Source organism: Methylobacterium sp. PvR107, from assembly GCF_017833295.1.
Taxonomy (GTDB): Bacteria; Pseudomonadota; Alphaproteobacteria; order Rhizobiales; family Beijerinckiaceae; genus Methylobacterium.
The window spans coordinates 2,082,024-2,107,346 of record NZ_JAFIBW010000001.1 but is presented as its reverse complement, the minus strand read 5'-3'; the positions used below and the strand labels follow the sequence as shown (position 1 = coordinate 2,107,346).

The 25,323-nt window shown below is 70.5% G+C and carries 22 protein-coding genes; 12 read left to right on the top strand and 10 right to left on the bottom strand.

Translation table 11 applies throughout. The features are described from left to right. Nucleotide 1 precedes the first annotated feature (1 nt). From JOE48_RS09895 to JOE48_RS09880, 4 genes are all read left to right on the top strand, one after another. The gene (locus JOE48_RS09895) at nucleotides 2–1,018 is read left to right on the top strand and encodes a hypothetical protein (RefSeq protein ID WP_210029490.1); all 1,017 of its coding nucleotides are present in this window, start codon (nucleotides 2–4) and stop codon (nucleotides 1,016–1,018) included. 173 nt (nucleotides 1,019–1,191) lie between these two features. Then, nucleotides 1,192–1,611, top strand: a complete 420-nt coding sequence (gene dksA / locus JOE48_RS09890; protein WP_210029488.1) for an RNA polymerase-binding protein DksA — start codon at nucleotides 1,192–1,194, stop codon at nucleotides 1,609–1,611. Nucleotides 1,612–1,852: 241 nt separating this feature from the next. Next, nucleotides 1,853–2,266, top strand: a complete 414-nt coding sequence (locus JOE48_RS09885) for a hypothetical protein (protein ID WP_210029485.1) — start codon at nucleotides 1,853–1,855, stop codon at nucleotides 2,264–2,266. After that, the gene (locus JOE48_RS09880; protein ID WP_210029484.1) at nucleotides 2,263–2,733 is read left to right on the top strand and encodes a hypothetical protein; all 471 of its coding nucleotides are present in this window, start codon (nucleotides 2,263–2,265) and stop codon (nucleotides 2,731–2,733) included. Before JOE48_RS09885 ends, JOE48_RS09880 begins: the two co-directional genes overlap by 4 nt. Nucleotides 2,734–2,736: 3 nt before the next feature. On the opposite strand, the gene JOE48_RS09875 is transcribed toward JOE48_RS09880, so the two are convergent. Then, a complete protein-coding gene (locus JOE48_RS09875) occupies nucleotides 2,737–4,014 on the bottom strand; it encodes an FAD-binding oxidoreductase (protein WP_210029483.1) in 1,278 nt (425 codons plus the stop codon). Nucleotides 4,015–4,148: 134 nt separating this feature from the next. Between JOE48_RS09875 and JOE48_RS09870 the strand changes: the two genes are divergently transcribed. Beyond that, nucleotides 4,149–5,489: a glutamate--tRNA ligase gene (locus tag JOE48_RS09870; protein WP_210029482.1), complete on the top strand. Its 1,341-nt coding sequence runs from the start codon at nucleotides 4,149–4,151 to the stop codon at nucleotides 5,487–5,489. Between the two features lies 1 nt (nucleotide 5,490). Here JOE48_RS09870 and JOE48_RS09865 read toward each other — a convergent pair whose 3' ends face one another. The 5 genes from JOE48_RS09865 to JOE48_RS09845 form a co-directional block, all read right to left on the bottom strand. Further along, entirely contained in the window at nucleotides 5,491–6,777 is a 1,287-nt protein-coding gene (locus JOE48_RS09865) for a hemolysin family protein (protein ID WP_210035674.1), read from the bottom strand. Nucleotides 6,778–7,123: 346 nt separating this feature from the next. After that, nucleotides 7,124–7,903: a class I SAM-dependent methyltransferase gene (locus JOE48_RS09860; protein WP_210029481.1), complete on the bottom strand. Its 780-nt coding sequence runs from the start codon at nucleotides 7,901–7,903 to the stop codon at nucleotides 7,124–7,126. Then, nucleotides 7,900–9,126, bottom strand: coding sequence for an MFS transporter (locus JOE48_RS09855; RefSeq protein WP_210029480.1), 1,227 nt, complete (start codon nucleotides 9,124–9,126; stop codon nucleotides 7,900–7,902). Before JOE48_RS09855 ends, JOE48_RS09860 begins: the two co-directional genes overlap by 4 nt. A 91-nt stretch (nucleotides 9,127–9,217) precedes the next feature. Then, nucleotides 9,218–11,305, bottom strand: coding sequence for an OmpA family protein (locus JOE48_RS09850; protein WP_210029479.1), 2,088 nt, complete (start codon nucleotides 11,303–11,305; stop codon nucleotides 9,218–9,220). Nucleotides 11,306–11,382: 77 nt separating this feature from the next. After that, nucleotides 11,383–12,450 carry a DUF2865 domain-containing protein gene (locus JOE48_RS09845; protein ID WP_210029478.1) on the bottom strand — a complete coding sequence of 356 codons (1,068 nt, stop codon included), beginning with the start codon at nucleotides 12,448–12,450 and terminating at the stop codon, nucleotides 11,383–11,385. A 160-nt stretch (nucleotides 12,451–12,610) separates the two neighbouring features. Here JOE48_RS09845 and JOE48_RS09840 point away from each other — a divergent pair, with 160 nt between their 5' ends. Continuing rightward, the gene (locus JOE48_RS09840; RefSeq protein WP_210029477.1) at nucleotides 12,611–13,123 is read left to right on the top strand and encodes a CreA family protein; all 513 of its coding nucleotides are present in this window, start codon (nucleotides 12,611–12,613) and stop codon (nucleotides 13,121–13,123) included. A 76-nt stretch (nucleotides 13,124–13,199) separates the two neighbouring features. Here the strand turns inward: JOE48_RS09840 and JOE48_RS09835 are convergent, their stop codons facing one another. Beyond that, the gene (locus JOE48_RS09835) at nucleotides 13,200–13,547 is read right to left on the bottom strand and encodes a hypothetical protein (protein ID WP_210029476.1); all 348 of its coding nucleotides are present in this window, start codon (nucleotides 13,545–13,547) and stop codon (nucleotides 13,200–13,202) included. A gap of 309 nt (nucleotides 13,548–13,856) precedes the next feature. Between JOE48_RS09835 and cysS the strand changes: the two genes are divergently transcribed. Together cysS and JOE48_RS09825 are read left to right on the top strand one after the other, a co-directional pair. Further along, nucleotides 13,857–15,254 carry a cysteine--tRNA ligase gene (gene cysS / locus JOE48_RS09830; protein WP_210029475.1) on the top strand — a complete coding sequence of 466 codons (1,398 nt, stop codon included), beginning with the start codon at nucleotides 13,857–13,859 and terminating at the stop codon, nucleotides 15,252–15,254. A 120-nt stretch (nucleotides 15,255–15,374) separates the two neighbouring features. Then, a complete protein-coding gene (locus JOE48_RS09825; protein ID WP_210029473.1) occupies nucleotides 15,375–16,142 on the top strand; it encodes a trypsin-like serine protease in 768 nt (255 codons plus the stop codon). 392 nt (nucleotides 16,143–16,534) lie between these two features. On the opposite strand, the gene ctrA is transcribed toward JOE48_RS09825, so the two are convergent. Beyond that, nucleotides 16,535–17,236, bottom strand: a complete 702-nt coding sequence (ctrA, locus tag JOE48_RS09820) for a response regulator transcription factor CtrA (protein WP_210029471.1) — start codon at nucleotides 17,234–17,236, stop codon at nucleotides 16,535–16,537. A 419-nt stretch (nucleotides 17,237–17,655) separates the two neighbouring features. Here ctrA and fliI point away from each other — a divergent pair, with 419 nt between their 5' ends. The 3 genes from fliI (at nucleotide 17,656) to JOE48_RS09805 (ending at nucleotide 20,710) form a co-directional block, all read left to right on the top strand. Further along, the gene (gene fliI, locus JOE48_RS09815; protein WP_210029469.1) at nucleotides 17,656–19,008 is read left to right on the top strand and encodes a flagellar protein export ATPase FliI; all 1,353 of its coding nucleotides are present in this window, start codon (nucleotides 17,656–17,658) and stop codon (nucleotides 19,006–19,008) included. 61 nt (nucleotides 19,009–19,069) lie between these two features. Continuing rightward, the gene (fliJ, locus tag JOE48_RS09810) at nucleotides 19,070–19,477 is read left to right on the top strand and encodes a flagellar export protein FliJ (protein WP_192708053.1); all 408 of its coding nucleotides are present in this window, start codon (nucleotides 19,070–19,072) and stop codon (nucleotides 19,475–19,477) included. Between the two features lie 165 nt (nucleotides 19,478–19,642). After that, nucleotides 19,643–20,710: a lysylphosphatidylglycerol synthase domain-containing protein gene (locus JOE48_RS09805; RefSeq protein WP_210029467.1), complete on the top strand. Its 1,068-nt coding sequence runs from the start codon at nucleotides 19,643–19,645 to the stop codon at nucleotides 20,708–20,710. A gap of 248 nt (nucleotides 20,711–20,958) precedes the next feature. Here JOE48_RS09805 and flhA read toward each other — a convergent pair whose 3' ends face one another. Continuing rightward, the gene (gene flhA, locus JOE48_RS09800) at nucleotides 20,959–23,106 is read right to left on the bottom strand and encodes a flagellar biosynthesis protein FlhA (protein ID WP_210029465.1); all 2,148 of its coding nucleotides are present in this window, start codon (nucleotides 23,104–23,106) and stop codon (nucleotides 20,959–20,961) included. 233 nt (nucleotides 23,107–23,339) lie between these two features. Between flhA and JOE48_RS09795 the strand changes: the two genes are divergently transcribed. Next, entirely contained in the window at nucleotides 23,340–23,942 is a 603-nt protein-coding gene (locus JOE48_RS09795) for a hypothetical protein (protein ID WP_210029463.1), read from the top strand. 28 nt (nucleotides 23,943–23,970) lie between these two features. Here the strand turns inward: JOE48_RS09795 and JOE48_RS09790 are convergent, their stop codons facing one another. Continuing rightward, nucleotides 23,971–25,212: a capsule biosynthesis protein gene (locus tag JOE48_RS09790; protein ID WP_210035672.1), complete on the bottom strand. Its 1,242-nt coding sequence runs from the start codon at nucleotides 25,210–25,212 to the stop codon at nucleotides 23,971–23,973. Nucleotides 25,213–25,323 lie beyond the last annotated feature (111 nt).

Here is a 25,323-nt window from a genome sequence, read left to right as displayed (position 1 = left end):
GATGGCGGTCTCCCAGCGCACCACGGATCGGGATTGGCGGCGTTTTGCCGGAACCCTGTTCCTGTCGATGGTCGCGCTGTTTGCGGCCTATCTCGGCCTCGCGGCGCTGGTCGATCCCTACGACACCGGTCGCTCGACCCTGCTGTCCCAGGGCGCGGTCCGCCCGCAGGGACCGCGCACCGCGTCGGCCGTCCGCGGCCGCGACCCGGCCTATTCCGGCGCGGTGATCGGCAACTCGCACATCCAGCTCATCGAGCCGGCGGCGCTGAGCCGGCTCACCGGCATCCCCTTCGTCCAGCTCTCGGTTCCCGCCACCGGCCCGTCGGAGCAATTCGCGCTGCTCGGCTGGTACCTGCAGCACCATGCGCGGCCCGAGGCGATCGTGCTCTCGGCCGACGCGTTCTGGTGCGCGGACGATCCCGCCTTCCCGAGCGAGCACGGCTTTCCGTACTGGCTTCTGGACGAGTGGCCGACCTACCTGCGCGGCCTCCTCCGCTTCACGGCCGCCCAGGAGACGATCAACCGGGTCGGCTGGCTCCTGAATCGCCACCACAAGACGGCCGCCGCCGACGGCTGGTGGGACTACGAGCACAATTATCTCAGCCAGGGTTTCGGCATCGATCCCGCCAAGAAGGCCGCGCTGGAGCGGCCGGTCGGGCCCGAACCCGAGCCGCATCACGGCGGCCCGTTCCCGATCGCCGAACGGCTGCGGGCCGAACTTGGGCGCATCCCCGCGCAGACCCCGGTGGTGCTCGTCTTCCCGCCCGTCTACGCCCGCGCCGAGCCCCCGCCCGGAAGTATGCGGAGCGGCGCGGAGGCCGCCTGCCGGGCCCAGGTGCGGACCGTCCTGGCGACCCACGGGCTCAGCGCGGTCGTGGATTGGCGAAACGGCCGCGCCGAGACGGCGAATCCCGACTTGTTCTTCGACCAGACGCATTACCGGCTGCCCCTGGCGCGGACCCTGACGACAGAAATCGCCGCGGCGATTGTACGGTTGCGGACGCATATGACAGAGTAAAAGATCTGTACCGTGGCCTGTTTGCCGCACGTGGCGCTGCAGTGACCGCCGGATACAAGCCCGGCTTCACGGCGCGTTGTCCCGCTAGATCGCCTCGACTATACGGCACCTCACGTGATCGCCGCGCACCGGCCATCCCCTGGTGGGCGGTTTGAATCCAGCGAGGGTGACGCATGGCGAAGGTGACGCTGGAGGACGGCTACGTCCCGTCCGACGACGAGCCCTTCATGAACGACCGGCAGCGCGAATATTTTCGGCGCAAGCTGTTGAGCTGGAAGAACGACATCCTGCGCGAGGCGCAGGATACCCTCGTCGCGCTGCAGAGCGAGAACGAGAACCACCCCGATCTCGCGGATCGCGCCTCGTCCGAGACGGACCGGGCAATCGAGCTGCGGGCGCGGGACCGCCAGCGCAAGCTCACCGGCAAGATCGACGCGGCGCTCGCCCGAATCGAGGACGGCTCCTACGGCTTCTGCGAGGAGACCGGCGAGCCGATCTCGCTGCGCCGACTCGATGCGCGGCCGATCGCGACGCTCTCGCTCGAGGCTCAGGAGCGGCACGAGCGGCGCGAGCGGGTCTACCGCGACGACTGATCCAGGGTCGCCGCGGGCACGGATCCCGGAGACCCGTCATTCCGGCGCGGCCTCCCGGGAGGCCGCTTCGCTGCAGTCGAGAGCGGTATCCGACCTCTCTTCGACTCCTGAATCTTCGTCGCCATCGCGCTCGTTTGCCGTGATCACGTTCTTGGGCTGCGCGCGTCGCCGGGGCTTTCCGCAGTTGACGCGGAAGTCCCTCGCGCCACTTCGTCGCCAGCCAGCGTGGCCGGAGAAGCGCATGAGGTTCCCTCTGATCGCGATCGTTGCCAGTGCGGTCGCGGTGGTCGCGCTCGCCGGTTGCGAGGCGCCGAAGCCGGGACCGGCCGGGCCGCCCGGCCCGAAGGGCGATCAGGGGCCGCCGGGGCCACAGGGGCCCGCGGGCCTGAACGGTGCGACGGGCGAGCGTGGACCGGGGGGCGAGCGGGGTGCCGCCGGACCGGCGGGTCCGCCGGGCCCGGCCATGAGCAGCCAGATCCGGCTCGACGTGGCCTGCCACCGGGATGAGGAATTGATCGGCGCCTATTGCCGGGGCATGGCGGTTGTCCCGTCCGTGACCGTAACGGACGGCGTGTCCACGGTCGGCTGCCTCGACATGACCGCGAAGGCCGCCAAGGATGCACAACCCGTCGCCGTCTGCATGAAGAAGCCATGAGAGCCCTCGCTCCCGCCCTCCTCGCTGCGCTCGTCTCCACCGCGGCCTGCGCGCAGCCCTTCGTCCCCTCCGAGCGCGCGGCCATCGACCTCGTGCGCGACCGGCGTACCGCCGGCTTCACCACGGTGGCGCGGACCCTGGCCTATGCCGAACGCGCAACAGGCGGCGCCTTCCGGTTCGGCGGCTACCGGGTCGATTATCGCCCGGACGCGCCCTTCGCCCGCGTGCGGATCTGTTATCGCCTTGGCATCGATCCGCCCAATTGCGGCCTCGAATACCGCGTCGCCGTCAATCCGCCCCATGCTGAGCCGTCCGACCGCTACAATGGCCTGACCCGCGACCTGGAGCACGGACCGCGCGCGTTCCTGCGGGCGCTCGCCCGGGAGGCCGACCTCCAGCGCCAGCCGGACGTCCTGCGCAAGGTTCAGGCTGCGCTGGACCCCTACAACCCCTACGACTGGCGCTGACGCTCAGAACGGGCGCGGCCAGCGCAGCAGCCGCTCGGGCGCGAAGGGGGCGACCGGCACGGCCGGCGACCGGCCGGTGGCGAGATCGGCGACGATCTCGCCGGTGATCGGGCCGGTCGAGAGCCCGATATGGCCGTGGCCGAAGGCGAACAGCAGCCCCGCGTGCCGGGGCGCCCGGCCGATCACCGGCAGGCCATCCGGCGTCGACGGACGCGACCCGAGCCATGGCTCGTTGTCCAGGGGGCCGCCGAGCCGCAATGTCCCGGCGGCCTCCTCGGCAGCCGCCTCGATCTGCGTGTAGTCCGGCGCCGCGTCGCGGGCGTTGAGTTCCACGCCCGAAAGCACCCGGACGCGATGGTCGCCCATCGGGGAGAGGATGGAGCCTGCGCCCGTGTCGAGAACCGGCCGGGTCAGCGGCGGGCTCGCCGGGTGCAGGGCGAAGTGGCGGTGATAGCCGCGCTCGGCCGCCACCGCGAAGCGATATCCGAGCGTCCCGGCGATCTTCCCCGACGCGGCGCCGGCCGCCAGCACGACCTGCCGGGCCCGCACCGTGCCGGCCTCGTGGGCGACCGCCCAGCCACCCGCTTCCGGCGCCAGCCGCCCGACGCTACCGCGCAGCAATCGCCCGCCGAGGCTGGCGAACAGCGTCTCGCAGGCCTCGATGAGGCGCCCCGGTTCGCGCACGGAGCCGGTCTCGGTGAGCAGCATCGCCCGCGCATAGGGCCGCACCAGGGCCGGCTCGAGATCGCGCAGGTCCGAAGTGCCGAGGATCTCGAAGGCGACGCCGTGCTCAGCCAGGATCGCGCGCTCCAGCGCGGCAGACGCGAAGGCGGACTCGGTGCGGTAGGCTTTCAGCCAGCCGGTGCGCTGGAGCCGGTCGGTGGTGCCGGCCCGGGCCGCCAGACGCTCATGGGCCGGATAGGCGGCGCTCGTCAGCGGCAGCAGCGCCGCCGCGGCCCGGCGCCAGCGCGAGGCCCGCGCGGCGGCCATGAAATGCGCACCGTAGGAGACGACCTGCGGGAGATGCGCGTAGTTCAGGCGCAGGCCGCGGTCGGCGTTGCGGAGATAGGCCGGGAGCTTGCCCCAGAAGGCAGGGCTCGCCATCGGCAGGATGGAGCCGCGGCTGACCACGCCGGCATTTCCGTAGGAGGTCCGGGCCCGGGCCTCGCCGGGGTCGCACAGGACGACGTCGAGGCCGCGGCCCTTCAGCGCGATGGCGCTGGCAAGCCCGACCATCCCGCCGCCGACCACCACGATGTCGGCCGTCTCGTCCGTCGCCATGCCGCCACATCCTGCACCGCACCCAGCGGGGCGTTCTGACCGGTTTTCGCGGCTCTGGGTAGCGCGTCCGAGCAGGGAGGCGCCGCCACGAATGCCGGCACCAATTTGCCGCGAGATCGGCTACAGAGCGGATCATGACTCTCGTCCGCTTCGCGCCGTCGCCGACCGGCTATCTCCATATCGGCAATGCCCGGCCGGCCCTGCTCAATGCCCTGTTCGCCCGCAGGACCGGCGGCCAGTTCCTGCTGCGCCTCGACGACACCGACGCGGAGCGCTCGACCGAGGTGTTCGCCGCGGCGATCGAGGAGGATCTGGCCTGGCTCGGCATCGTGCCCGACCTGTTCGCCCGGCAGAGCGCGCGCAAGGCCCAGCACGATGCCGCCGCCGATCGCCTGCGCGCGGCGGGCCGGCTCTACCCCTGCTACGAGACGCAAGAGGAGCTGGAGCGGCGCCGCAAGCGCCAGCTCGGGCGCGGCCAGCCGCCGATCTATGACCGGGCGGCGCTTCGGCTCGGTGCCGAGGAGCGCGCCGCCCTGGAGGCCGAGGGCCGCCGGCCGCACTGGCGTTTCCTGCTGGAGGGCCGGACGGTGGCGTGGGACGACCTCGTGCGCGGCCCGGCCCATGTCGATTGCGCGTCGTTGTCCGACCCCGTGCTGATCCGGGCCGACGGCACCTATCTCTACACGCTGCCGTCGGTGGTGGACGATGCCGATCTGGGCATCACCCACGTGATCCGAGGCGAGGACCACGTCACCAACACCGGCGTGCAGGTGCAGATCTTCGAGGCGCTCGGCGCTGCCGTGCCGGTCTTCGGCCACCACAACCTGCTGACGACCGCGGACGGGGAGGGGCTGTCGAAGCGGCTCGGCCACCTGTCTTTGCGCGGCCTGCGCGAAGCCGGCTACGAGCCTGCCGCGGTACGCTCGCTCGCCGTGCTCACCGGCTCGGCCGAGTCGGTGCGGGCCGTGCCGGACCTCGACGCCCTGGCCGGGCTGATCGATCTCGGCGAGATCTCGCGGGCACCGGCCCGGTTCGATCCGGCGGAACTCGACGGCCTCAACGCTCGCCTCGTCCACGCCATGCCGTATGCCGAGGTGTCCGAAAGGCTGGCCGCGCTTGGCATCCCCGCCGACAGCGCCGAGGCGCTCTGGCTGGCGGTGCGGGCCAATCTCAACCGGGTGCCGGAGGCGGCCGAATGGTGGCGGGTGACGACCGGACCGCTCGAGCCGGTGATCACCGAGCCGGCGGTGATCGCGGCAGCCCGGGATAGCCTGCCGCCCGAGCCCTTCGGGCCTGAGACCTGGAAGGCCTGGACGGCCGACATCAAGGCGCGCACCGGCGCCAAGGGCCGGGGCCTGTTCATGCCCCTGCGCCTCGCGCTGACCGGGCTCGAGCGCGGCCCGGATCTGGCGGGCCTGCTGCCGCTGATCGGGCGCGACCGCGCCGCGCGGCGGCTCGCCGGCGAGACCGCCTGAGCTACTCCGCCTCGACCTCCTCAAGGCGGGTCGCCAGCAGCTTGTCGACGCGGCGCCCGTCGAGATCCACTACCTCGAAGCGCCAGCCGGCGATCTCGCAGGCCTCGCCGGTCTCCGGCAGGTGCTGAAGCGCCGCGATCACGAGGCCCGCCGCCGTCGCGTAGTCCCGCGAGGGCGGCAGCCGCAGTCCGAGCTGGTCGGCCAACTCGTCGGCCGGCATCGAGCCGGCGATCAGCCAGGAGCCGTCCGGACGGCGCACCGCATCGGGCTCGACATTTTCCGACCGGAACGCCCCCGCGATCGCGTCGAGGATGTCGGCGGGCGTCAGGAGGCCGTCGAAATGCCCGTACTCGTCATGGACCAGCGCGATCGGCAGCGGAGCCTTGCGCAGGGTCTCGAGGGCGGAGAGGGCATCGAGGGTATCGGGCAGCACCGGGGCCGGGCGGACATGGGCGCGCGGGTCGAGGGGCTCGCCGCGCGACAGGGGGCCGAGCAGGTCGCGGACCTGCAGGATGCCGATCATCGTGTCGGGGCCGCCATCGGCCACGGGCAGGCGGGCATGGGGACTCGCCAGGATCTGCGCGCGGACGATATCCGGGTCGTCCTGGAGGTCGATCCAGACCACGTCGGTGCGCGGGGTCATGACGCCGCGCACCAGCCGGTCGCCGAGGCGGAGCACACCGGAGATCATCGCGCGCTCGTCGCCCTCGATGACGCCCGCCGTCTCCGCTTCCGCCACGAGGCTGCGGATTTCCTCCTCGGTCACCGCGCTGGCGCTCTCGGTCTCCTGGCCGATCAGGCGGAACACCGCCCGGGTCGAGGCATCGAGCAGCCAGACGGCCGGCAGGGCCGCCCGCGAGACCACGCGCATGCCGGGCGCCACCGCGCAGGCGATCCGCTCCGGGTTGCGCAGGGCGAGGTGCTTCGGCACCAGCTCGCCGATGATCACCGACAGGTAGGTGATCACGCCGATCACCAGCGTATAGCCCAGCGTGTCGGCCCAGGCCTTCGGCAGGTCGAGATCGATCAGTATCACCGCGAGCCGATCGCCGAGCGCTGCGCCCGACACCACGCCTGACAGGATGCCGATCAGCGTGATGCCGATCTGTACGGTGGACAGGAAGCGGCCCGGCTCCTCGGCCAGGGCGAGCGCCGCCTTGGCGCCGGGGCGGCGGTCGGCGGCGAGGGCGCGCAGCCGGCTCTTGCGCGCCGAGACGACAGCCAGCTCCGACAGGGAGAAGACGCCGTTCAGCGCGATCAGCAGGACGACGACGATAAGCTCGATCAGGCCGGTTCATTGAGCCGCGTGCCCGGCGGGCGGGACCGGCTTCCTCTCGTGGTGCGGGCATCCAAGATGGGTGCGGGGTGTAGACGCTTCAACGGTCAAGCCTCATCCCGACCGGACATCGACTGTCGCGTCGAGGTCGGTCCGGAGTGGCTGCTCCGTCATCGATCCCCGCCGTCATCCCGGGGCCGCGCGGCGGAACCCGGGATCCGGACCCGCCGTCAAGCACGATTGTGCGGCGACGTGCGTCGGGATTCCGGGCTCGCCTCCGGCGCCCCCGAATGACGGCGAGGCTCAATGACCGTCTCCGGAACGCTCGAACGCGCGGCGCACGCTCGGCGCGCCTCCGTTACGCAGCCTCGCCGCGCGGGCGCGCCTCGATCAGCACGGAGTCGAGCAGGAAGCTGCCGTCGGCCTCGATCGCGAAATAGGTCGCCACCTCCGCGGGGGCCGATGCCTGCAGGGCCCGGATCGCCGCAACATTGACCGCGGGCGTGCGCATCCGGGCGATCCAGCTCGCGAACTCCATGCGCGGCCGACTCGCCGAGGGCGATCCGTGTTCGAAGCCCGCCGCCTCCAGCAGCGCGCGCCATTCCGAGACGCGGTAGTCGCGCACATGCGAGGGATCGCGCAGGAGCTCCACCGCCTGCAGATGCGTGTCGAGGAGCGGCTCCTCGGGCGAGACGATATCGCAGACGACCAGCAGCCCACCCGGCTTCAGCACCCGCCGCGCCTGAGCCAGGGCAGCCGGGACGTCGCGCCAGTGATGGGCGCTGTAGCGGGTCAGCACCGCGTCGAAGCTCGCCTCCGGGAAGGGCAGGATCTCGGCGGCGCCCTGCCGGGTCTCGATGCGCGGGAGACCGCGGCGGGCCGCCTCGGCGGCCACCGCCGCCAGCATGGCGTCCGAGAGGTCGTAGGCGGTGACTGCGGCGCCGGCCGCGGCGGCCGCGAAGGCGACGTGACCCCCGCCGCAGCCGAGATCGAGGACCCGCGCGCCCGGCGTCGTGCGGATCAGCGCGCCGATCCGGTCGAGATCGGCGCCCGCGGCATGCACGGCACTGGTCACGTAGGCGGAAGCCTGGGTGCCGAACTGGTCCACGACGTGGCTGACATGGCTGCGCGCGCTCATGATGTCCCTCCGGCTCCGGTCGCCAGCGGCGCGAGGCGCGACAAGCGCAGGGCGATGATCAGCGCCAGACCGTACAGGCCGCCGACGAACAGCACCACGCCGTTCCAACCGGAATGGGCGAAGAACCAGCCGCCCGCCGTGCCGAGCACCGACGACCCCAGGTAATACAAGCCGAGATAGATCGAGGAGGCCTGCGCCCGGTCGCGCAGCGCCCGCCGGCCGACCCAGCTGCTGGCGACGGAATGCGCGCCGAAGAAGCCCACCGTCGCCACCACGACGCCCGCGATGATCAGCAGGATGTGGTCCGACAGGGTCATGAGGATGCCGGCGAGGGCGATCGCCGTGGCGACCCACAAAACGCGCCGCCGGCCGAAGCGGCTCGCGAGCTCCCCCGTCACCGGGCTGCTCACCATCCCGGCGACATAGACCGAGAAGATCAGCCCGATCACCGTCTGGCTCAGCGAGAACGGCGGGTCGAGCAGGCGGAAGCCGATGTAATTGTAGATGCAGACGAAGCCGCCCATCAGCAGGAACGCCTCGGCGAACAGCCACGGCAGGCCGGCATCGCGGAAGTGGTGGCCGAACGTGCCCGGGACGTCGCGCCACGCCAGACGGCGCGGCACGAAGCGGCGCGAAGGCGGCAGCCAGCGCCAGAACGCCAGGGCCGCCGCGAGCGCGAGCGCCCCGATCGTGGCGAGGCCGATGCGCCAGTTCATGTGGTCGGCCATGACGCCGCTGATCAGGCGGCCCGACATGCCGCCGAGCGCATTGCCGCCGACGAGCAGGCCCATCGACAGGCCGATGGCCTTCACGTCCATCTCTTCTGCGAGGTAGGCCATGGCGACGGCCGGCAGCCCACTCGCCGTGAGGCCGGTGAGCGCGCGGAGCACGAGGAAGCCGTGCCAGCCCGGGATCAGCGCGGCCACGATCGTCAGCAGCGCCGAGGCGAACAGGGAGGTCAGCATCACGCGCTTGCGACCCCACATCTCCGACAGCGGGCTGACCACGAGAAGCGCCACCGCGAGCAGGGCGCAGGGCAGCGACAGGGCCAGGCTGCTCTCGGCCGGCGAGACGCCGAAATCGTCCGCGTAGATCGGCAGGAGCGGCTGGACGGCGTAGAGCACCGCGAAGGTCGAGAACCCTGCCGCCGCCAGCGCCAGCGCCGTGCGGCGGAAGACCGGTGTGCCCGACCGGATCAGTCCCCCGTCCGCCTCGCTGTCCATCACCGTCCCGTGCCGCTGTCCTCAATCGGTGGTGAGGTGCCAGGGCCGAACCGTCAACTGCCGCGCAGGGCATGGCTGCGCGGCGACCGACTTAGCGCGGCGGCGGGGGCGGCACTGCCTGACCCTGACCCTGCTGCAGCAATGGGGTGATCCGCTGGACCACGACGCGGCGGTTCTCGCGGGAAGGGTTCTGTGTGTTCACCTTGAGGTACTGCTCGCCGTAGCCCTGCGTGGTCAGGTTCTCCGGAGGCACCCGGAACTGCTGCGTCAGCACGGTGGCCACCGATTGCGCGCGGCGGTCCGATAGCGAAAGGTTGTCGATGGCGGAGCCGACCGCGTCGGTGAAGCCCTCGATCAGGAAGACCTCCTGCGGGTTGGCCTGAATGGCGCGGTTCATCGCGGCGGCGATCACCGAAAGCTTGGCCGCTTGGTCCGGCGTGACGGTGAACGAGCCGGTGTCGAAGGTGATGGTGTTGATGTCGACGGCGCGCAGACGGGCCCGGAGGTCGGGGCTGTAGCGAATCTGGTCGAGGGTGTAGCGCCGGTCGACGGCGACGACCGGCGGGGCGGTCAGGGCCTCGTAGACCTCCGCCTCGTCGGCCTGCGCGTAATCGACGACGTAGCGCTCCCGCGGGATCCGGATGTCCGGGGGCGGCAGCACCACCACGTCCTCGTAGACCGGACGGAGCGGCCCGGCATAGCTGTTGTCGATCAGCACGACCTCGCGGCCGTCCCGGTAGCGGCGATAGCGGCGCAGCATCCGTCCGTCGTCGTCCGTCACGGTGATGATCTGCTCGCCGCCGGGCCGGTCGACCGTGCTGTAGAAATCGGCGCCCCGCCGCTCGAACCGGTAGCCGCGCGGGTCGAGATCGCGGAAGCGCTCGTTCTCGTCGTGGCGGATCAGGAAGCTGTCGCGGTCCTGCACGATGATGCGGCCGGGCTCGCGGTAATAGGTGCGGCCGTCCTCCCGGAACTCGCGGCGGTCGGTGCGGACCTGCTCGAAGTCGCGCACCGCGTCGTTCTGGCGGAAGCCGCCGGGGACGTAGCCCGGCTGGCCCGGCCGGTTGAAGGCACCGGGACCGCCGGAGCCGCCCGCCGACGGCTGTCCCGGCTGCACGCCGCCGGGCGGCGGAGCCTGACCGGGAGCAGGCGCCTGACCCGGCGGCACGAATGGCCGACCTGGGATTCCGGGCGCCATGTTGGGCGGAAGCGGCCGCCCCGGCTCGGCGCCGGGGGCACCGTTCGGCGAGGCCTGCGGCCGCCCGTCGGGCTGCGTATTCCGGGGCTGGACCGGCTGGCCCGGAACGCCCGGCGCGACGTTGGGCGGCACGGGTCGTCCGGGCTCGGCACCGGGGCCGGCATTCGGCTGCTGTCGATTCTCGAACTGGCGGTTCTCGGGCTGGGCATCCGGACGCTGGACCGGCCGGCCGGGGCCACCCGGTACCGCGTCGGGAGGCCCTGGGCGGTCGTTGGGCGTCCGCGGTCCACCCAGGCGCTGGCCGGGCGGCCCGCGGTCCGGCGCGGGCCGGTCCGGAGCGGCATCGCGTTGCGCAGGACGGTTCGGCTGGGCGTCCGGACCCGGGCGATCCCGATCCGGTGCCGGTCGCTGCTGCGGCGATACCGGCGGCCGCTCGGGGCTGGGTCGCGGTTGGGGTGCGGGAGCCTGATCCCGCTCCGGCGCCTGCTGTCGTTCGGAGCTGGGCCGCGCCGGCGCCGGACGCTCCGGGGAATCCCGATCCGGACGATCCGGCTGCCGGTCCCGCCGGTCCTGCTGGCGCTCCTGCGAACGGTCCGGCCGCTCCTGGGCCGGCGGACGCGCGGCTGGGGGTTCGGGGCGGCGTTCGGGCGCGCGCTCGCGCTGGGGTGGCTCAGCCTGCGGCTGGCGCTGGGCGGGCGGTTCGGGGCGTTCGCGGGGCGGCGGAGGCGGTGCGGCACGCTCCGGCCGCGGCTCGGGCCGCTCGCGCGCGGCCGGCGGGCCCGGCTGCGGGCCGGGGCGCTCCTGCGGCGGACGCTCCGGGCGCGGACCACCATGCGGAGGCTCGCCGCCGCCGCGGGGACCGCGCTCCTCCGGTCCGCCCTGCGCCAGGTGAATCCGGGCCGGCGAAGCGCCGACGGTCTGCACGAGCGCGAGCCCCGGCAGCACCGTGCCGGTCAGGAGGATCAGGCGGAGCAGGCGCATCGTGGTCCCAAGTCGGTTCAGGACGAGCCGAACCCGGGACGCGCCATTTGGTTCCCCGCGCACCCGCGGGAGCGGCCTCAGGGCGTGAGGCGCTGTGGCACCGCGACGACGTCCGGCGCGATGATGCGCACGGCAACGTGATCGGTCTTGGCCGCCTCAATTTTCGCCGCCACGAGCTCGCCCGTCCCGGCATTGTCCGGTGTCAGGCTGGCTCTCGTGTCGACCCCGGCGCGACCGGCGGCGTCGGCGGCGAGTTCCGCCGCCGTCCTATCGGCCCGGCCGACCAGGGTCAGGCGGACCTTCGGCCGGGACAACGCCTCGGCCTGCATCGGCGTCACGAAGATGTCGCCCTTGTGCCGGACCAGCATGCTCTCGGCCTTGACCAGGGATTGCGCCCAGGTCTGGTTCGCCGGCTTGCAGGAGCAGTTCGGGACGAATTCCTTGCGGAACTTGAAGGCGTTGGCGAGGCTCGCGTAGGCGCGGCTGCCCTTCACGGAGGCGGCGTGCTTCAGGGCCTCGTCGCCGTACGGCATGGAATAGGCCTGCGCCTCGGTCCCGGGGCACAGCGCTTGGCACATCTCGTCGGCGCCGCCGCGGCCCTCGGGCAGGTTCTTCATCGGGAAGAAGCCGCCGTCGCAGGTCCGCACGCAGACCATCTGCGGGCCGCCCCGGGCGTAGGTCTCGCCGGTGCCGGCATAGGTCTCTCGCGCCGGGCAGGTCGAGGCCACGAGCCCCTGCAGCTCGCGCCGGCGGATCCCGCTGTCGTCCAGCACCGCGCCGCCGTAGGTGGCCTTCAACGCGCGGATGCGCTGCTCCACGGCCCCGCATTGCGGCGGCCGTGTATCGAAGAACAGGAACTTCCCGCCCTCGCAGTTGAGGCCGCGGAAATAGGCCTCGAGCCGGCCGATCTCGTCGTTGAGGGCGCGCGTCGTGCTGGCGCCGCTCTGGACAGCGGCGAGTTCGGCCCGGTAGCGCCGGCACTGGGGCGACGGCAGCTGCGGCGCAGGCTTCACCTCGGCAGCGGGCGCCGCAGCCGGGCCCTCCTGCGCGCTGGCGGGATGCAGGAGCGTGCTGGACAGCCCGACGGCGAGGACCGCGCTCAGGATGAGGCGGCCGAGCGAACGGACGATCGGACGGTGAGGCATTGGCAGCATCGCGTTGATCGGGTGCGCGGCGCTCCGAAGGGATCCGGGCGTGTGCGCATCCGCGCTTCGGGGCCGAAGCGGAGCCATTCTATGCCCCCTCGCAAGACCACGACACCCCTCCTACATCCCGTCGGCAAGCTTGAGGGGGAATTGGCCGGCGATGTGGTTTCAGAGTCTCACCTATGTTGGTCTGATGGCCGTCGGTCTGGCCGCGGCCGGGCCCGCGGCGGCGCAGGAGCCCGACCGGATCTTCGACAAGTCGACGGTCTGGCGCCCGCTGACGCCCAACGACAAGCTGGTCGTCTACGGGGTCGACGATCCGGCGGTTGCGGGGGTGGCCTGCTGGTACACCCAGCCCGAGAAGGGCGGGATCAAGGGCACGCTGGGCCTTGCCGAGGACGTCTCGGACATCTCGCTGGCCTGCCGCCAGACCGGGCCGATCGCCTTCAAGGGCAAGCTCAACCAGGGCGAGGTGGTGTTCAGCGAGCGCCGCTCACTTATCTTCAAGTCGATGCAGATCGTGCGCGGCTGCGACGTCAAACGCAACACGCTGATCTACATGGTTTATTCGGACAAGGTCATTCAGGGCTCGCCGAAGAACTCGACCTCGGCGGTGCCGCTTGCACCCTGGGGCACGGAGCCGGCGCCGAAATGCGCGGACGCCCTGAAATAGGGCGCACCGGGTGCGCTCAGTCCTGGCTGGGTCAGTCTTGGCAGGTTCAGTCTTGGCAGGTTCAGTCTTGGCAGGTTCAGTCTTGGCAGGTGATGCGGATCGGGCGCTCGGATGGGGTCGGGACAGGCTGGCTGATGGCGCCGGTATACTCGTCGGCTGCGGCGACGCCGTAGGAATTGGCGGCCGCGTAGCCCTGCGCCTCGCACCACGCGTTGGCCACGACCTGTCCGCAGTCGCTGCCCGGTGTCGTCAGGCACTCGCCGACGCCGTAGCCGTCGCTCGACGGGATCAGGAAGGTCTTCTCGACATGGGCCGGCGCCTTCGCGGGCGTCTCACCGTCCGTGCCGGCCATCGCGACATGCGTCAGGCCGGCGCAGGCAAGCGTGGTGGCGAGAACGAAGTAACCGGCGGCCGAGCGTCGCATGAAATGTCCCTAGGCACAGGATCTGTAACGTGAGGATCGCTGTCCGAACGGTCCGACGGCGCGGTTAAGGAAGCCTTACCCGGGCGGCGCGAAGACCTTCTCGAATTTCTCACGCTTTTGGGTTAGCCCCATCGGGCGGGCCGCGCCGTCGCGGCAATGCAACAGGATGCTGGGCCGGGACCGGAGGCGGTGCCACGTTTCGGCCGTTCTTCGCCGCGTGCGGCCAGCAGGTCGTTGAAGGCAGGGCCGGTTTCCGGCCACGGCGCGTGGCCGGACGTCATCCGCGGCGCCGGGAGGGGGATGGGTTTCATGGCGCCGATGTTGCGGCTCTACAACACGCTGACCGGCGCCAAGGAGACCTTCGCGCCGATCGATCCCGCCCACGTCCGGATCTATGCCTGCGGCCCGACCGTCTACGACGCGGCCCATATCGGCAACGCCCGGCCGATCATCGTCTTCGATCTGCTGTTCCGGCTGCTGCGCCACCTCTACGGGCCGGCGCACGTGACCTACGCCCGCAACGTCACGGACGTGGACGACAAGATCAACGCCCGCGCGGCCGAGCGCGGCATCACCATCCGCGACCTCACGGACGGCACGCTGGCGCAGTTCCACACCGACGTGCGCGACCTCGGCGTGCTGATGCCCGGCGACGTCAACGTCGCCGGCGAGCGCCCCCGCTTCGTCGAGCCCCGGGCCACCGACCACATCAACGAGATGGTCGTGATGATCGACGCTCTGGTGCGGTCCGGCCACGCCTACGTGGCGGAGGACCATGTCCTGTTCGACGTGCCGTCGATGCCGGATTACGGCGGCCTGTCCAAGCGGCCGCTGGACGAGATGGAGGCCGGCGCCCGTGTCGAGGTCGCGCCCTACAAGCGCTCGCCCCTCGACTTCGTGCTGTGGAAGCCCGCCAAGCCCGGCGAGCCGTCCTGGCCGTCGCCCGCCGGCATCGCGGCGCCCGGGCGCCCGGGCTGGCACATCGAATGCTCGGCCATGTCGGCCAAGCATCTGGGCCGCACCTTCGACATCCACGCGGGCGGCATCGACCTGATCTTCCCCCACCACGAGAACGAGGTTGCGCAGTCCCGCTGCTGCTTCGGCACGCCGGTGATGGCCAATGTCTGGCTGCACAACGGCTTCCTCCAGGTGGAGGGCGAGAAGATGTCGAAGTCGCTCGGCAACTTCATCACCATCCGCGACGTGCTCAAGGACTGGCCGGGCGAGGTGGTGCGGCTGACCATGCTCAAGACGCAGTACCGGCAGCCGATCGACTGGACCCTGCGGGGCCTGGAGGAATCGAGCCGTGTGCTCGATCGCTGGTACAACGCGGCCGGCGACGCGCCGGCCGCGGGCGACGTCCCTGCCGGGGTCGTCGACGCGCTCTGCGACGATCTCAACACGCCGGCGGCGATCAACGAGCTGCACCGCCTGAGCGGCGGGCCGGAGGCGCAGCCCGGTGACCTGCGGGCCGGCGCCAACCTGCTCGGCTTCCTGACGCGGACGCGCAGCGACCGCGAGCAGGCCCAGGTTGCGGCTTCCGGAGTCGACGTGGCGGCGGTCGAAGCGCTGATCGCAGAGCGTCGCGCGGCCCGGGCCGCCAAGGACTGGGCCGCGTCCGACCGCGCGCGCGACGCTCTGGCCGCGCTGGGTGTCGCCGTGAAGGACAACAAGGACGGCACGACCACCTGGACGGTGGCGCGCTGAGCGCCGGATCGGCCCCGATGACGCGGACGTGACGGTCTCCGCGTCCTCGCGCCCGCTTGCGCCACGCTTCGCGGGGCGCATCTGTCACGCTGGGGGCCGTTCGCCGGGAGAGACCAGCACGTGAGCATCTTCGGGACCATCAGGCCATGTCTCGCCGCCGCCGGATCGGCCCTGGCGCTCGGATCGGCGCTGGCCGGGCCGGCGCTGGCCATCGACGGCGGCGCGCCCGCGGGCCGCGATGCGCTGGCGCAAGCCACCGTCGCCATCGGTACGATCACCCGGCCCGAGGAGGCGCTGCAGCTCACCCGCTGCTCGGGCGTCCTGATCGCCCCCGATCTCGTGCTCACGGCGGCGCATTGCGTGAACGGTGATCCCCTCGGCGCGCTGGTGGTGTTCTTCCGCGGGACCGAGCCGACGCGGCCGGTCTACGCTGCGCGCGTCGCGGCGCGCTACAGCCCGGATCCCGGTGAGATGCTGCCGAACGATGCCTCCGGCGTCAGCCTCTCGGATCTCTCCGTCGATCTCGCGGTGCTGCGCCTGTCCGAACCCGTGAGGGGTCGGCGCCCCGTACCGCTGGCCGCCGATCCGCAGCGGGTCCCGAAGAGCCTGCGGATCGCCGGGGCCGGTCTGTCCGGACGCATGGTCGGGCGGCTGCGCACCGCGACGCTGACTCCGGTGGCGGCCAGCAGCACCGGCCTGACGATCGCCCGGGCGAACGGCGCCCGAATCTGCTTCGGCGATTCCGGCGGACCGGTCGTCGCGGAGGATCGCGGTGGCGCCTATGTCTGGGGTGTCGCCAGCGCGGTGATCAGCCGGGCGGCGCCTTGCGGCGGCTACGTGGTGATCGCTCCGGCGGCACAGGTCTTTTCGGCGACCGGGGTGCGGTGAGGGGTATGCGTCAGGCGGCCGATCATCGGGCTGTCAGGGTTCAGGTGCCGAACGCCTGAACCGCCCGCATCGGATCACCACCGATGCGGAACGACCGTGCCGTCCTTCCGGGGCGCCGGCGGCGGCCCCGGAACCCGGAGCCGTCGCCGGCGCCAGGTCTCGGACCGAAGGCGCGTCTGGATTCCGGGCGCCGCCGCGCGGTCCCGGAATGAGGGGTCGCTTGTCGAAAGGCTCTGTGTACGGGCCGCCTATAAGGCGGCAGGGCGCGTTGCGCGCCAATCGTGACGCTGCATGTCCGCCACAGCCGGACTGCGCACAGGACCGACCCCATAACGAAGAACCCCGCGCGGCCGGGCCGCACGGGGTTCATGAGAACCGGAATTCGTGGCGGATCAGACCGCCATGCGCTCCTCGCTGTCCATCGGCTCGCGCAGCACGTAGCCGCGGCCCCAGACGGTCTCGATGTAGTTCTTGCCCTGGCTGGCGTTCGCGAGCTTCTTGCGCAGCTTGCAGATGAACACGTCGATGATCTTCAGCTCGGGCTCGTCCATGCCGCCATAGAGATGGTTGAGGAACATCTCCTTGGTGAGCGTCGTGCCCTTCCGCAGGGAGAGGAGCTCCAGCATCTGGTACTCCTTGCCGGTGAGGTGCACCCGGGCGCCGCCGACCTCGACGGTCTTCTGGTCGAGGTTCACGATCAGGTCGCCGGTGGTGATCACCGACTGGGCGTGACCCTTCGAACGGCGCACGATGGCGTGGATCCGCGCCACCAGCTCGTCCTTGTGGAACGGCTTGGTCAGGTAGTCGTCGGCGCCGAAGCCGAGGCCCTTCACCTTGTCCTCGATGCCGGCCATGCCGGACAGGATCAGGATCGGCGTCTTCACCTTGGCGACGCGCAGCGAGCGCAGCACCTCGTAACCCGACATGTCGGGCAGATTCAGATCGAGGAGGATGATGTCGTAATCGTAGAGCTTACCGAGATCGACACCTTCTTCCCCGAGGTCGGTGGTGTAGGTGTTGAAGTTCTCGGACTTGAGCATCAGCTCGATGCTCTGCGCGGTCGCGCTGTCGTCCTCGATCAAAAGTACCCGCATCGTCGGTCCCCAGCCCCGCCGGCCGCATCAGCGCGCAGACACGTCCCTATCGCTCGCCCGCCACCGGCCTGTGGACGGGCGCTCCGCCGCTCTTGACGTGGAACGCTATGGATTAATCGTTAACAAAACCTGATTCCCTACCGCAAGCGTCTTGTTCGCACTTCCGCGAGCTTGATAGGAGGAACAGCGTTCCTCCCCTCTCGCATCGGTCCGTGATTCCGATCCGCTTGCGTCCAGGCCGCCTGCAACCTCCGGCGTAAGTACTTCCTCCGTAACGATTCGATCCGCGCTGTGGTCCTGTGGACACAACGCACGTTTTCGTTGAGCTCGGTTGTCATCGAGCCCCGGATCGAGCCGCTACGAGCCCGTGAAGCGCAGTGTTAAGGAGGCCGGTAAACGAAGCGTTGAGAGCGGGGCCGATGACACAGGATTCGGCAAGGTTCATTTCGTCCCTCGCCGCCGCGCAGGCGGCCCTGGAGCGCGTCGAGGTGCTCGAGACGTTCGGCCGCGTTGTTGCGATCCGCGGCCTGCTGGTGGAAGTCGCCGGCCCGGTGGCGGCGATGCGGCTGGGCGGACGGATCGATGTCGAGGGCGCGAACGGCCACGGGCTGGTACCCTGCGAGATCATCGGCTTCCAGGGGGACCGGGCGCTCGCCATGCCGTTCGGGTCCCTGGAAGGTGTGCGGCGCGGATGCCCGGCTTACGTGCGCGACGAATCGGCGGGCGCGATCCGGCCGTCCGCCGGCTGGCTGGGACGGGTGATCGACGCGCTGGGCCGTCCGGTCGACGGGCTCGGGCCCCTGCCGCAGGGGCAGGACGTCTATTCGCTCCGGGCCGATCCGCCGCCGGCCCATGCGCGCACCCGGGTCGGCGCCCCGCTCGATCTCGGCGTCCGGTGCATCAACACGTTCCTGACCATGTGCGCCGGCCAGCGGATGGGGATCTTCGCGGGGTCGGGCGTCGGCAAGTCGGTGCTGCTCTCCATGCTCGCCCGCTACACGGCGGCCGACGTGGCGGTGATCGGGCTCGTGGGCGAGCGCGGGCGCGAGGTCCAGGAATTCCTGCAGGACGATCTCGGCGCCGCCGGGCTCGCCCGCTCGGTGGTCGTGGTGGCGACCTCCGACGAGCCGGCGCTGATGCGCCGCAACGCCGCCTACGTGACCCTGTCAGTCGCCGAGCATTTCCGCGACCAGGGCGCGAAGGTCCTGTGCATGATCGATTCGATCACGCGCTTCGCCATGGCCCAGCGCGACATCGGTCTCGCCGCCGGCGAACCGCCGACCGCCAAGGGCTACACGCCGACCGTGTTCTCCGAGCTGCCGCGCCTGCTGGAGCGCGCGGGACCGGGCGTGGGGCAGGGCACGATCTCGGCCCTGTTCACCGTGCTGGTCGAGGGCGACGACCACAACGAGCCGGTGGCGGACGCGGTGCGCGGCATCCTCGACGGCCACATCGTCATGGAGCGGGCCATCGCGGAGCGCGGCCGCTACCCGGCGATCAACGTCCTGCGCTCCGTCTCCCGGACCATGCCCCGCTCCTGCGATCCGGCCTACCTGCCGGTGGTCCGCCGGGCGCGGCGGGTGCTCTCCACCTATGCCGACATGGAGGAGCTGATCCGGCTCGGTGCCTACCGGGCGGGCGCGTCCCAGGAGGTCGACGAGGCCGTGGCGCTCATGCCTCAGCTTGAGGCTTTTCTGGGGCAGGGTAAGGAAGAAGCAACGTCCATCAGCGATGGTTACGCACGGCTCGGCCAGATCGTCGGTGGAGCCTAGGGGCACGGCCCGGGCATGATCCGAGGCGCGGGCTCAAGCGTTGCGTGGAGTGAGCGTCCTGATGAAATCGCGTGACACGCTGATCCGCCTGCGCCGCTTCCAGGTCGACGAGAAGCGCCGGCGTGTGACCCAAATCGAGATGATGATGGCCGACTTCCAGCGGATGGCGGTGGAGCTCGCCCGCGAGGTCGCCGTCGAGGAGGCGCGCGCCGGCATCACCGACGTCGGTCACTTCGCCTACCCGACCTACGCCAGAGCGGCGGCCACCCGACGGGAGAACATGCTCCAGTCGGCCCAGGCGCTGGAGGGCCAGCTCGCCGAGGCGAAGGCGGAGCTCGGCGAGGCCTTCGAGGAGCTGAAGAAGGTCGAGATCCTGAACGACCGGGAGCGGACCGCCGAGCGCGCCGCCGAATCGGCCCGGGATCAGGCCGCGATGGACGGCATCGGCCTCAACCGCGCCCGGGGCTGACGCCGGGATCCCGGCCGCGCCGCGACCGGACCGGCCGGGTCGAGCACCTGGCGGCACGAAACCGTCACGATCGCCTGACAAGGGGGATCGGGGTGGTATTCAGGCCGCTTGCAGCGCGTCGCGTGCCGGCGCATCAGGGGGCTCTCCCCCGGGGCGTCGGTGTTCATGAAGAAGATCAGCGAGTTCATCTGGCCTTTGATCGGCCTCGCGGCCGTGGTCGTGTCGGGCTATTTCCTCTATCAGGAACTGAAGACAACCTCGCTGTCTGCGATCTGGGCCGCAATCCTGGCGATCCCGCCGCACCGGATCCTGCTCGCGGCGTTCTCGACCCTGGTCGCCTACGCGGCGCTCGCCTGGTACGACCGCATCGCCCTCCTGCACCTGGGCGTCCGCCACATCTCGTGGCTGTTCGTCTCGCTCTGCTCCTTCACCACCTATGCGCTCTCGCACAATATCGGCGCTTCGGTCTTCTCCGGCGCCCTCGTGCGCTACCGGGCCTACACCGCCAAGGGATTGACGGCCGCGCAGGTGGCCGTGCTCGTGGCCCTCTGCTCGTTCACCTTCTTCCTCGGCACGATCCTGCTCGGCGGCTTCACGCTGGTGGTCGATCCGCACCTGCTGACCCGGCTCGAAGGCAGGCTTCCGGCGTTCCTGACCGATCCCAAGACCGCGCTGATCGTCGGCATCGGCATGCTGGCCTTCGTCGGCCTTTACGTGATCGGCTCGATCATGCGGCTGCGCCCGCTGCACATCCGCTCGTTCAAGCTCGAGTATCCCCGGCCGGGCATCATGGGCCGCCAGCTTCTGGCTGCGCCCCTGGAACTGCTGGGCGCCGCCGGCATCATCTACTTCGCCCTACCGGAGGCGATGAATCCGGGCTTCATCCCGGTCCTGGCGATCTTCCTCGCCTCGTTCTCTGTGGCGCTGGCCTCGCATGCTCCGGGCGGCCTCGGCGTGTTCGAGATCGTGTTCATCACCGCGATGCACATCACCGACGAGGCCCAGAAAGACGCGATCATCGCGGCGGTGATCATCTTCCGGATCTTCTATTTCTGGATCCCCGCCCTCGTCTCGGTGGCGGTCGTGATCGCCTTCGAGCGCTCGCGGCTGGCCGCCGCGATCGGCTCGGCCGCGCACGGTCCGAAGGCCTCCGCCGTACCGGAGCCGCCGGTGATCGTGCCGGGCCTCAACGCGCACGAGCTCGAGCGGGAGCTCAAGCAGAAGGCGGTGTGAGGCGACGGGTTCATTGGCGTTCGGACTCCGCACCGAACGACGACCCGTCATTCCGGGGCGCTGCAGGCGAATTCGGAAGGCAGAGCGGCTGACGCTCCTAATTTTGGTTGGCCTGCGAGTCTGGATTGCGGGCTCCGCTGCACGGCCCCGAAAGGACGGCCCGTCCTTCCTGCGCAGAGGCTGAGGTTCTAAGAGCAGCCGCAGGGACCCGTCCGCGCTTCGATCATCCCGAGGTGTTGCGGTGGCGCTCAGATCGAGTTCACCGTGCGCAGCCGTGCCCGGGGATGGATCTCGGCCTGGCTCATCACCGGCGTCTCACGGCGGAAGCGCTCGATGATCGACCGCACGAACGGTCGGGTCTGAGCCGAGGTGACCAGCACCGGCATCTCGCCCTGGCGGGCCGCCGACTCGAAGCGGTCGCGCACGGCGTTGACGAACTCGCTGAGTTTCGAGGGCTGCATCGCGAGGTAGCGCTCCTCGCGCTCGCCGACGATCGACTCCATGAAGGCCTGCTCCCAGGCCGGCGACAACGTGATGATCGGCAGGGTGCCGTTCTGATCCTGATACTGCGCGCAGATCTGCCGTCCGAGGCGGGCGCGGACATGCTCGACCACGTCGCGCGGGTTCTTCACCCCGCCCGCGACCTCCGCGACCGCCTCCACGATCGCCCCGAGATCGCGGATCGAGACGCGCTCGGCCAGCAGGAACTGCAGCACCCGCTGGATGCCGGTCGTGGAGATCTGCGAGGGCACGATCTCCTTGAGCAGCTCGGCGTGCTCCTTTTGCAGCTCGCGCAGCAGCTTCGAGACCTCGACGTGGTTGAGGAGTTCCGAAACGTGCGCCTTGATGACCTCGGTGAGATGCGTCGAGACGACCGTGGCGGCGTCCACCACCGTGTAGCCCTTGAGCTGCGCCTGATCGCGGAGTGCCGCGTCGATCCAGGTCGCCGGCAGGCCGAAGGTCGGCTCGAGCATGTGCTGGCCGGGCAGCTGGACCTGACCGCCCATCGGGTCCATCGCCATGAACTGGCCGGGAAAGATCCGGCCGGTGCCGGCCTCGATCTCCTTGACCCGAACCACGTAGCTGTTGGCGTCGAGCTGGACGTTGTCGAGGATGCGCACGGACGGCATCACGAAACCCAGTTCCGCCGCGAGTTGCCGGCGCAGGGCCTTGATCTGATCGGTCAGCCGGTCCTGACCCTCGCCGTTGACCAGGGCGAGGAGCGCGTAGCCCATCTCGAGCTTGAGGTCGTCGAGCTTCAGGAGGTCGGAGACCGTCTCCTCCTTGGCTGCGGCCGCCGCGGCCACTGCGGTCGCGTCCATCGGAACGCCCTCGGCGTCGAGGGGAGGGGCATTTTTGGCGTTCCTGTTGATGCGCCAAGCGGCGTAGCCCGCCCCGCCGCCCAGCAGCAGGAACGGCAGCATCGGCATGCCCGGCAGCAGCGCGATCAGCAGCATCACGGCCGCCGACATGCCGAGGGCCTTCGGATAATGCGCGAGCTGCTTGCCCAGCGCCTTGTCGGCCGCACCCCGCACGCCGGCCTTCGAGACCAGGAGGCCCGCGGCCGTCGAGACGATGAGCGCCGGCACTTGGCTCGCCAGCCCGTCGCCGATGGTCAGCAGCGTGTAGCTCTTGGCGGCGTCGCCGAAGCTCAGGCCCTGCTGGGCGACGCCGATGATGATGCCGCCAACCACGTTGATGAAGGTGATCAGCAGGGCCGCCACCGCGTCGCCGCGGACGAATTTCGAGGCGCCGTCCATGGCGCCGAAGAAGGATGATTCCTCCTCCAGGGCCGCGCGACGGGCCTTGGCGGCCTTCTCGTCGATGAGCCCGGCCGAGAGGTCGGCGTCGATGGCCATCTGCTTGCCCGGCATGGCGTCGAGGGTGAAGCGGGCCGCGACTTCGGCGATGCGGCCCGAGCCCTTGGTGATGACCACGAAGTTCACGATGATCAGGATCGCGAACACGATGATCCCGATGACGAAATTGCCGCCCATCACGAAGTGGCCGAAGGCCTCGATCACGTGGCCGGCCGCCGCGGTGCCCTCGTGACCGTGGCCGAGGATCAGGCGGGTCGAGGCGAGGTTGAGGGCGAGCCGCAGCATCGTGGCGATGAGCAGCAGCGTCGGGAAGACGGTGAATTCCAGCGGGTTGTCGATCGACAGGCCGGTCATCATGATCAGCACGGAGAGGATGATCGAGACCGCCAGCAGCAGGTCGAGCAGGATCGCCGGCAGCGGGAAGATCAGCACCGCTAGGATGCCCATGACGCCGGTGGCGAACAGGAGGTCCGACCGCTTGGACAGGGCCTGGAGGTCGCCGCGCGTGGGCAGCGTGAACTGCCCGAGCGCCGCGGCCGCTCCAACCCGTGCCGGCGCGCTCGCCGTCTCCGCCATCACCGCCACCCGTTGCCGTCCGCCGGAAAGGCATTCCCCGCGCGCACTCGGCAAGATCTGCCGGGCGGATGGTTAGCGGCGCGTTAAGAAGGGCCGTGACACCGGAGGGAACCGCGACTGGCCCCGCCGCTTGACCGAACGGCAGCAGCACCGCGCCCGGCCGGCACGCGCGCGTCCCGGTGCGCGTGGTCGCCATGCACGCGGGCGCAGGCCCCAGGCCTCGGGAGACAGCTATGACCGTACGCGTCCTGACCGCGCTGTTCGACGAGTACGAGGCCGCGGCCAAGGTGGTCGACGACCTTGAGGCCGCCGGCATTCCCCATGCCGATATCAGCATCGTCGCGAATCGGCCTGGATCCGACGCGTCCGCGCCTCCGGCGGGCCGGGCCGCCCGTCATCCGGCCGAGGCCGCGGAGGGCGCCGGTACCGGCGCGACGGTCGGCACGGTGCTGGGGGGCGGGGCGGGCCTGCTTGCCGGCCTCGGGCTCCTGGCAATCCCGGGTCTCGGCCCTGTGATCGCCTCGGGCTGGCTGGTCGCCGCGGTGACGGGCGCCGGGGTCGGCGCGGCGGCCGGCGGGCTAATCGGCGGCCTCACCGGTGCGGGGCTCAGCGAAGGGGAAGCCCAGACCTACGCCGAGGGCGTCCGGCGCGGCGGCACGCTGGTAACGGTGCGGACCGACGACAGCCGGGCCGAGCGTGTGCTGACGTTGCTCGACCAGGCAGGCTCGATCGACCTCGACGAACGCGCGGAAGGCTGGCGGGCGCAGGGCTGGACCGGCGGCACGGTCGGCCCGGCGGCGGATGGATCGCGGGCACCGGTCGGCACTGACCGCTGAGCGCTAGGTTCGCCGTCGGAGCCCCGCCTCAGGTCATCATCTTGCGGGCAAACATCGCCGCACCGAAAAGGACTCCCGAACCGAGGGTAATCAAGGAAATCATCAGCATCCGCCGCGGCTCGAGGGCGGATTCGGCCCTCACGGGCTCCACGATCGGGCTGAAGAATTCGATCTGCCGCGCCGCGATGATGCGGGCGCGCTCGGAGGCCATCAGCACCTGCTGATAGTACTTCTCGGCATTCTTGCGATCGTTTTCCAGCGACTCGAAACGGATCAGTGCGTCGGAGAGGAGCTGCTTCTGCGCCGGATCCGAGCCAGCAGATTGCCGCTCGATCCGCGCGATGTTGTCGTCGAGATCCTTGATCTGCTGCTTGAAGTCCAAGATCCGCCTGGAATCCGGGCCGAGATCGCGCTGGCCGATCGCAAGCTGGCTGGACAGGGTGATGCGGGACGCCCGCAGCTCAGCGATGATCTTGAGGTTGACGTCGTTGGCCTTGTGCGCGTCGAGCACCCCCTGGCGGTTCCGAAGATCCCGCATCGCGAGGCGGATCCTGCTCATCTGCTCGCCGGCAAGAGCCAACTCCCGGATGCTTTCCGCAACCGCGTCCGCACGCGCTTTCACGGTGAGATCATTCACCATCCGCTCGGCTTCCTTCATGACAGCCTGGGCGATGGCGAGGGACTGATCGGGATCGAAGGCCTCGACGGAGACCGACATGATCCCGGAAGAGGGTTCGCTGGACACGCTGACCCGACGTCGCCAGTAGCGCAGAAATTTCTCGATCGGCTTTTCCGCTTCGAACCGCGAGAAATAGTCGATGCTTTCGCTGCTGAACCACGCGCGTAGCGGTAGCTGCGCCTCGAGCGTCTCCAACATCGGTCGGCTCAGGATGTATTCGCGTGTGATCAGCCGATCCTGCGAGATCATCTGCCCCGCACCGTCGGAGCTGCCGGCGTCCGATCCGCCTGACGACTTCTCGGACGCGCCGATCGCCTGCCGGATGGCGAAGCGCGCCTCCGTCACGTAGCGGTCCGAGGCAACGAACCCGAAATAAACCGCCCCGACCAGCGTCGGCAGCACGAAGCAGATCACGAACAGGATCGGAATCCAGGGATCGCTCTTGGTGCCGGTCTGGTAGGATCGGATCCCCTTCTTGCGGTCGACGAAGCGCGACATGCGCGCGATCTGCCGCAACGATTCCGTGATCGCCTGCTGGCGATCCGCGGTCGTCAGCGGCTGCCCGTCAGCCTTTCGGATCTCCATGTTCATGGCTTGATTCCTGGCCTCCCCGGCCATGAAGGTCGACCCATCACCGGGCACCCGCTCCCACGGCCGGGCACGCGTCCGAGCCCCGTCCCACGCCGAGACGGCAAAAGCATG

Excerpts from the sequence above, each read along its gene's own strand:
- JOE48_RS09895 (WP_210029490.1), top strand. The coding sequence starts at position 2 with ATGGCGGTCTCCCAGCGCACCACGGATCGGGATTGGCGGCGTTTTGCC.
- dksA (WP_210029488.1), top strand. The coding sequence starts at position 1,192 with ATGGCGAAGGTGACGCTGGAGGACGGCTACGTCCCGTCCGACGACGAG.
- JOE48_RS09885 (WP_210029485.1), top strand. The coding sequence starts at position 1,853 with ATGAGGTTCCCTCTGATCGCGATCGTTGCCAGTGCGGTCGCGGTGGTC.
- JOE48_RS09880 (WP_210029484.1), top strand. The coding sequence starts at position 2,263 with ATGAGAGCCCTCGCTCCCGCCCTCCTCGCTGCGCTCGTCTCCACCGCG.
- JOE48_RS09875 (WP_210029483.1), bottom strand. The coding sequence starts at position 4,014 with ATGGCGACGGACGAGACGGCCGACATCGTGGTGGTCGGCGGCGGGATG.
- JOE48_RS09870 (WP_210029482.1), top strand. The coding sequence starts at position 4,149 with ATGACTCTCGTCCGCTTCGCGCCGTCGCCGACCGGCTATCTCCATATC.
- JOE48_RS09860 (WP_210029481.1), bottom strand. The coding sequence starts at position 7,903 with ATGAGCGCGCGCAGCCATGTCAGCCACGTCGTGGACCAGTTCGGCACC.
- JOE48_RS09855 (WP_210029480.1), bottom strand. The coding sequence starts at position 9,126 with ATGGACAGCGAGGCGGACGGGGGACTGATCCGGTCGGGCACACCGGTC.
- JOE48_RS09850 (WP_210029479.1), bottom strand. The coding sequence starts at position 11,305 with ATGCGCCTGCTCCGCCTGATCCTCCTGACCGGCACGGTGCTGCCGGGG.
- JOE48_RS09845 (WP_210029478.1), bottom strand. The coding sequence starts at position 12,450 with ATGCCTCACCGTCCGATCGTCCGTTCGCTCGGCCGCCTCATCCTGAGC.
- JOE48_RS09840 (WP_210029477.1), top strand. The coding sequence starts at position 12,611 with ATGTGGTTTCAGAGTCTCACCTATGTTGGTCTGATGGCCGTCGGTCTG.
- JOE48_RS09835 (WP_210029476.1), bottom strand. The coding sequence starts at position 13,547 with ATGCGACGCTCGGCCGCCGGTTACTTCGTTCTCGCCACCACGCTTGCC.
- cysS (WP_210029475.1), top strand. The coding sequence starts at position 13,857 with ATGGCGCCGATGTTGCGGCTCTACAACACGCTGACCGGCGCCAAGGAG.
- ctrA (WP_210029471.1), bottom strand. The coding sequence starts at position 17,236 with ATGCGGGTACTTTTGATCGAGGACGACAGCGCGACCGCGCAGAGCATC.
- fliI (WP_210029469.1), top strand. The coding sequence starts at position 17,656 with ATGACACAGGATTCGGCAAGGTTCATTTCGTCCCTCGCCGCCGCGCAG.
- fliJ (WP_192708053.1), top strand. The coding sequence starts at position 19,070 with ATGAAATCGCGTGACACGCTGATCCGCCTGCGCCGCTTCCAGGTCGAC.
- JOE48_RS09805 (WP_210029467.1), top strand. The coding sequence starts at position 19,643 with ATGAAGAAGATCAGCGAGTTCATCTGGCCTTTGATCGGCCTCGCGGCC.
- flhA (WP_210029465.1), bottom strand. The coding sequence starts at position 23,106 with ATGGCGGAGACGGCGAGCGCGCCGGCACGGGTTGGAGCGGCCGCGGCG.
- JOE48_RS09795 (WP_210029463.1), top strand. The coding sequence starts at position 23,340 with ATGACCGTACGCGTCCTGACCGCGCTGTTCGACGAGTACGAGGCCGCG.
- JOE48_RS09790 (WP_210035672.1), bottom strand. The coding sequence starts at position 25,212 with ATGAACATGGAGATCCGAAAGGCTGACGGGCAGCCGCTGACGACCGCG.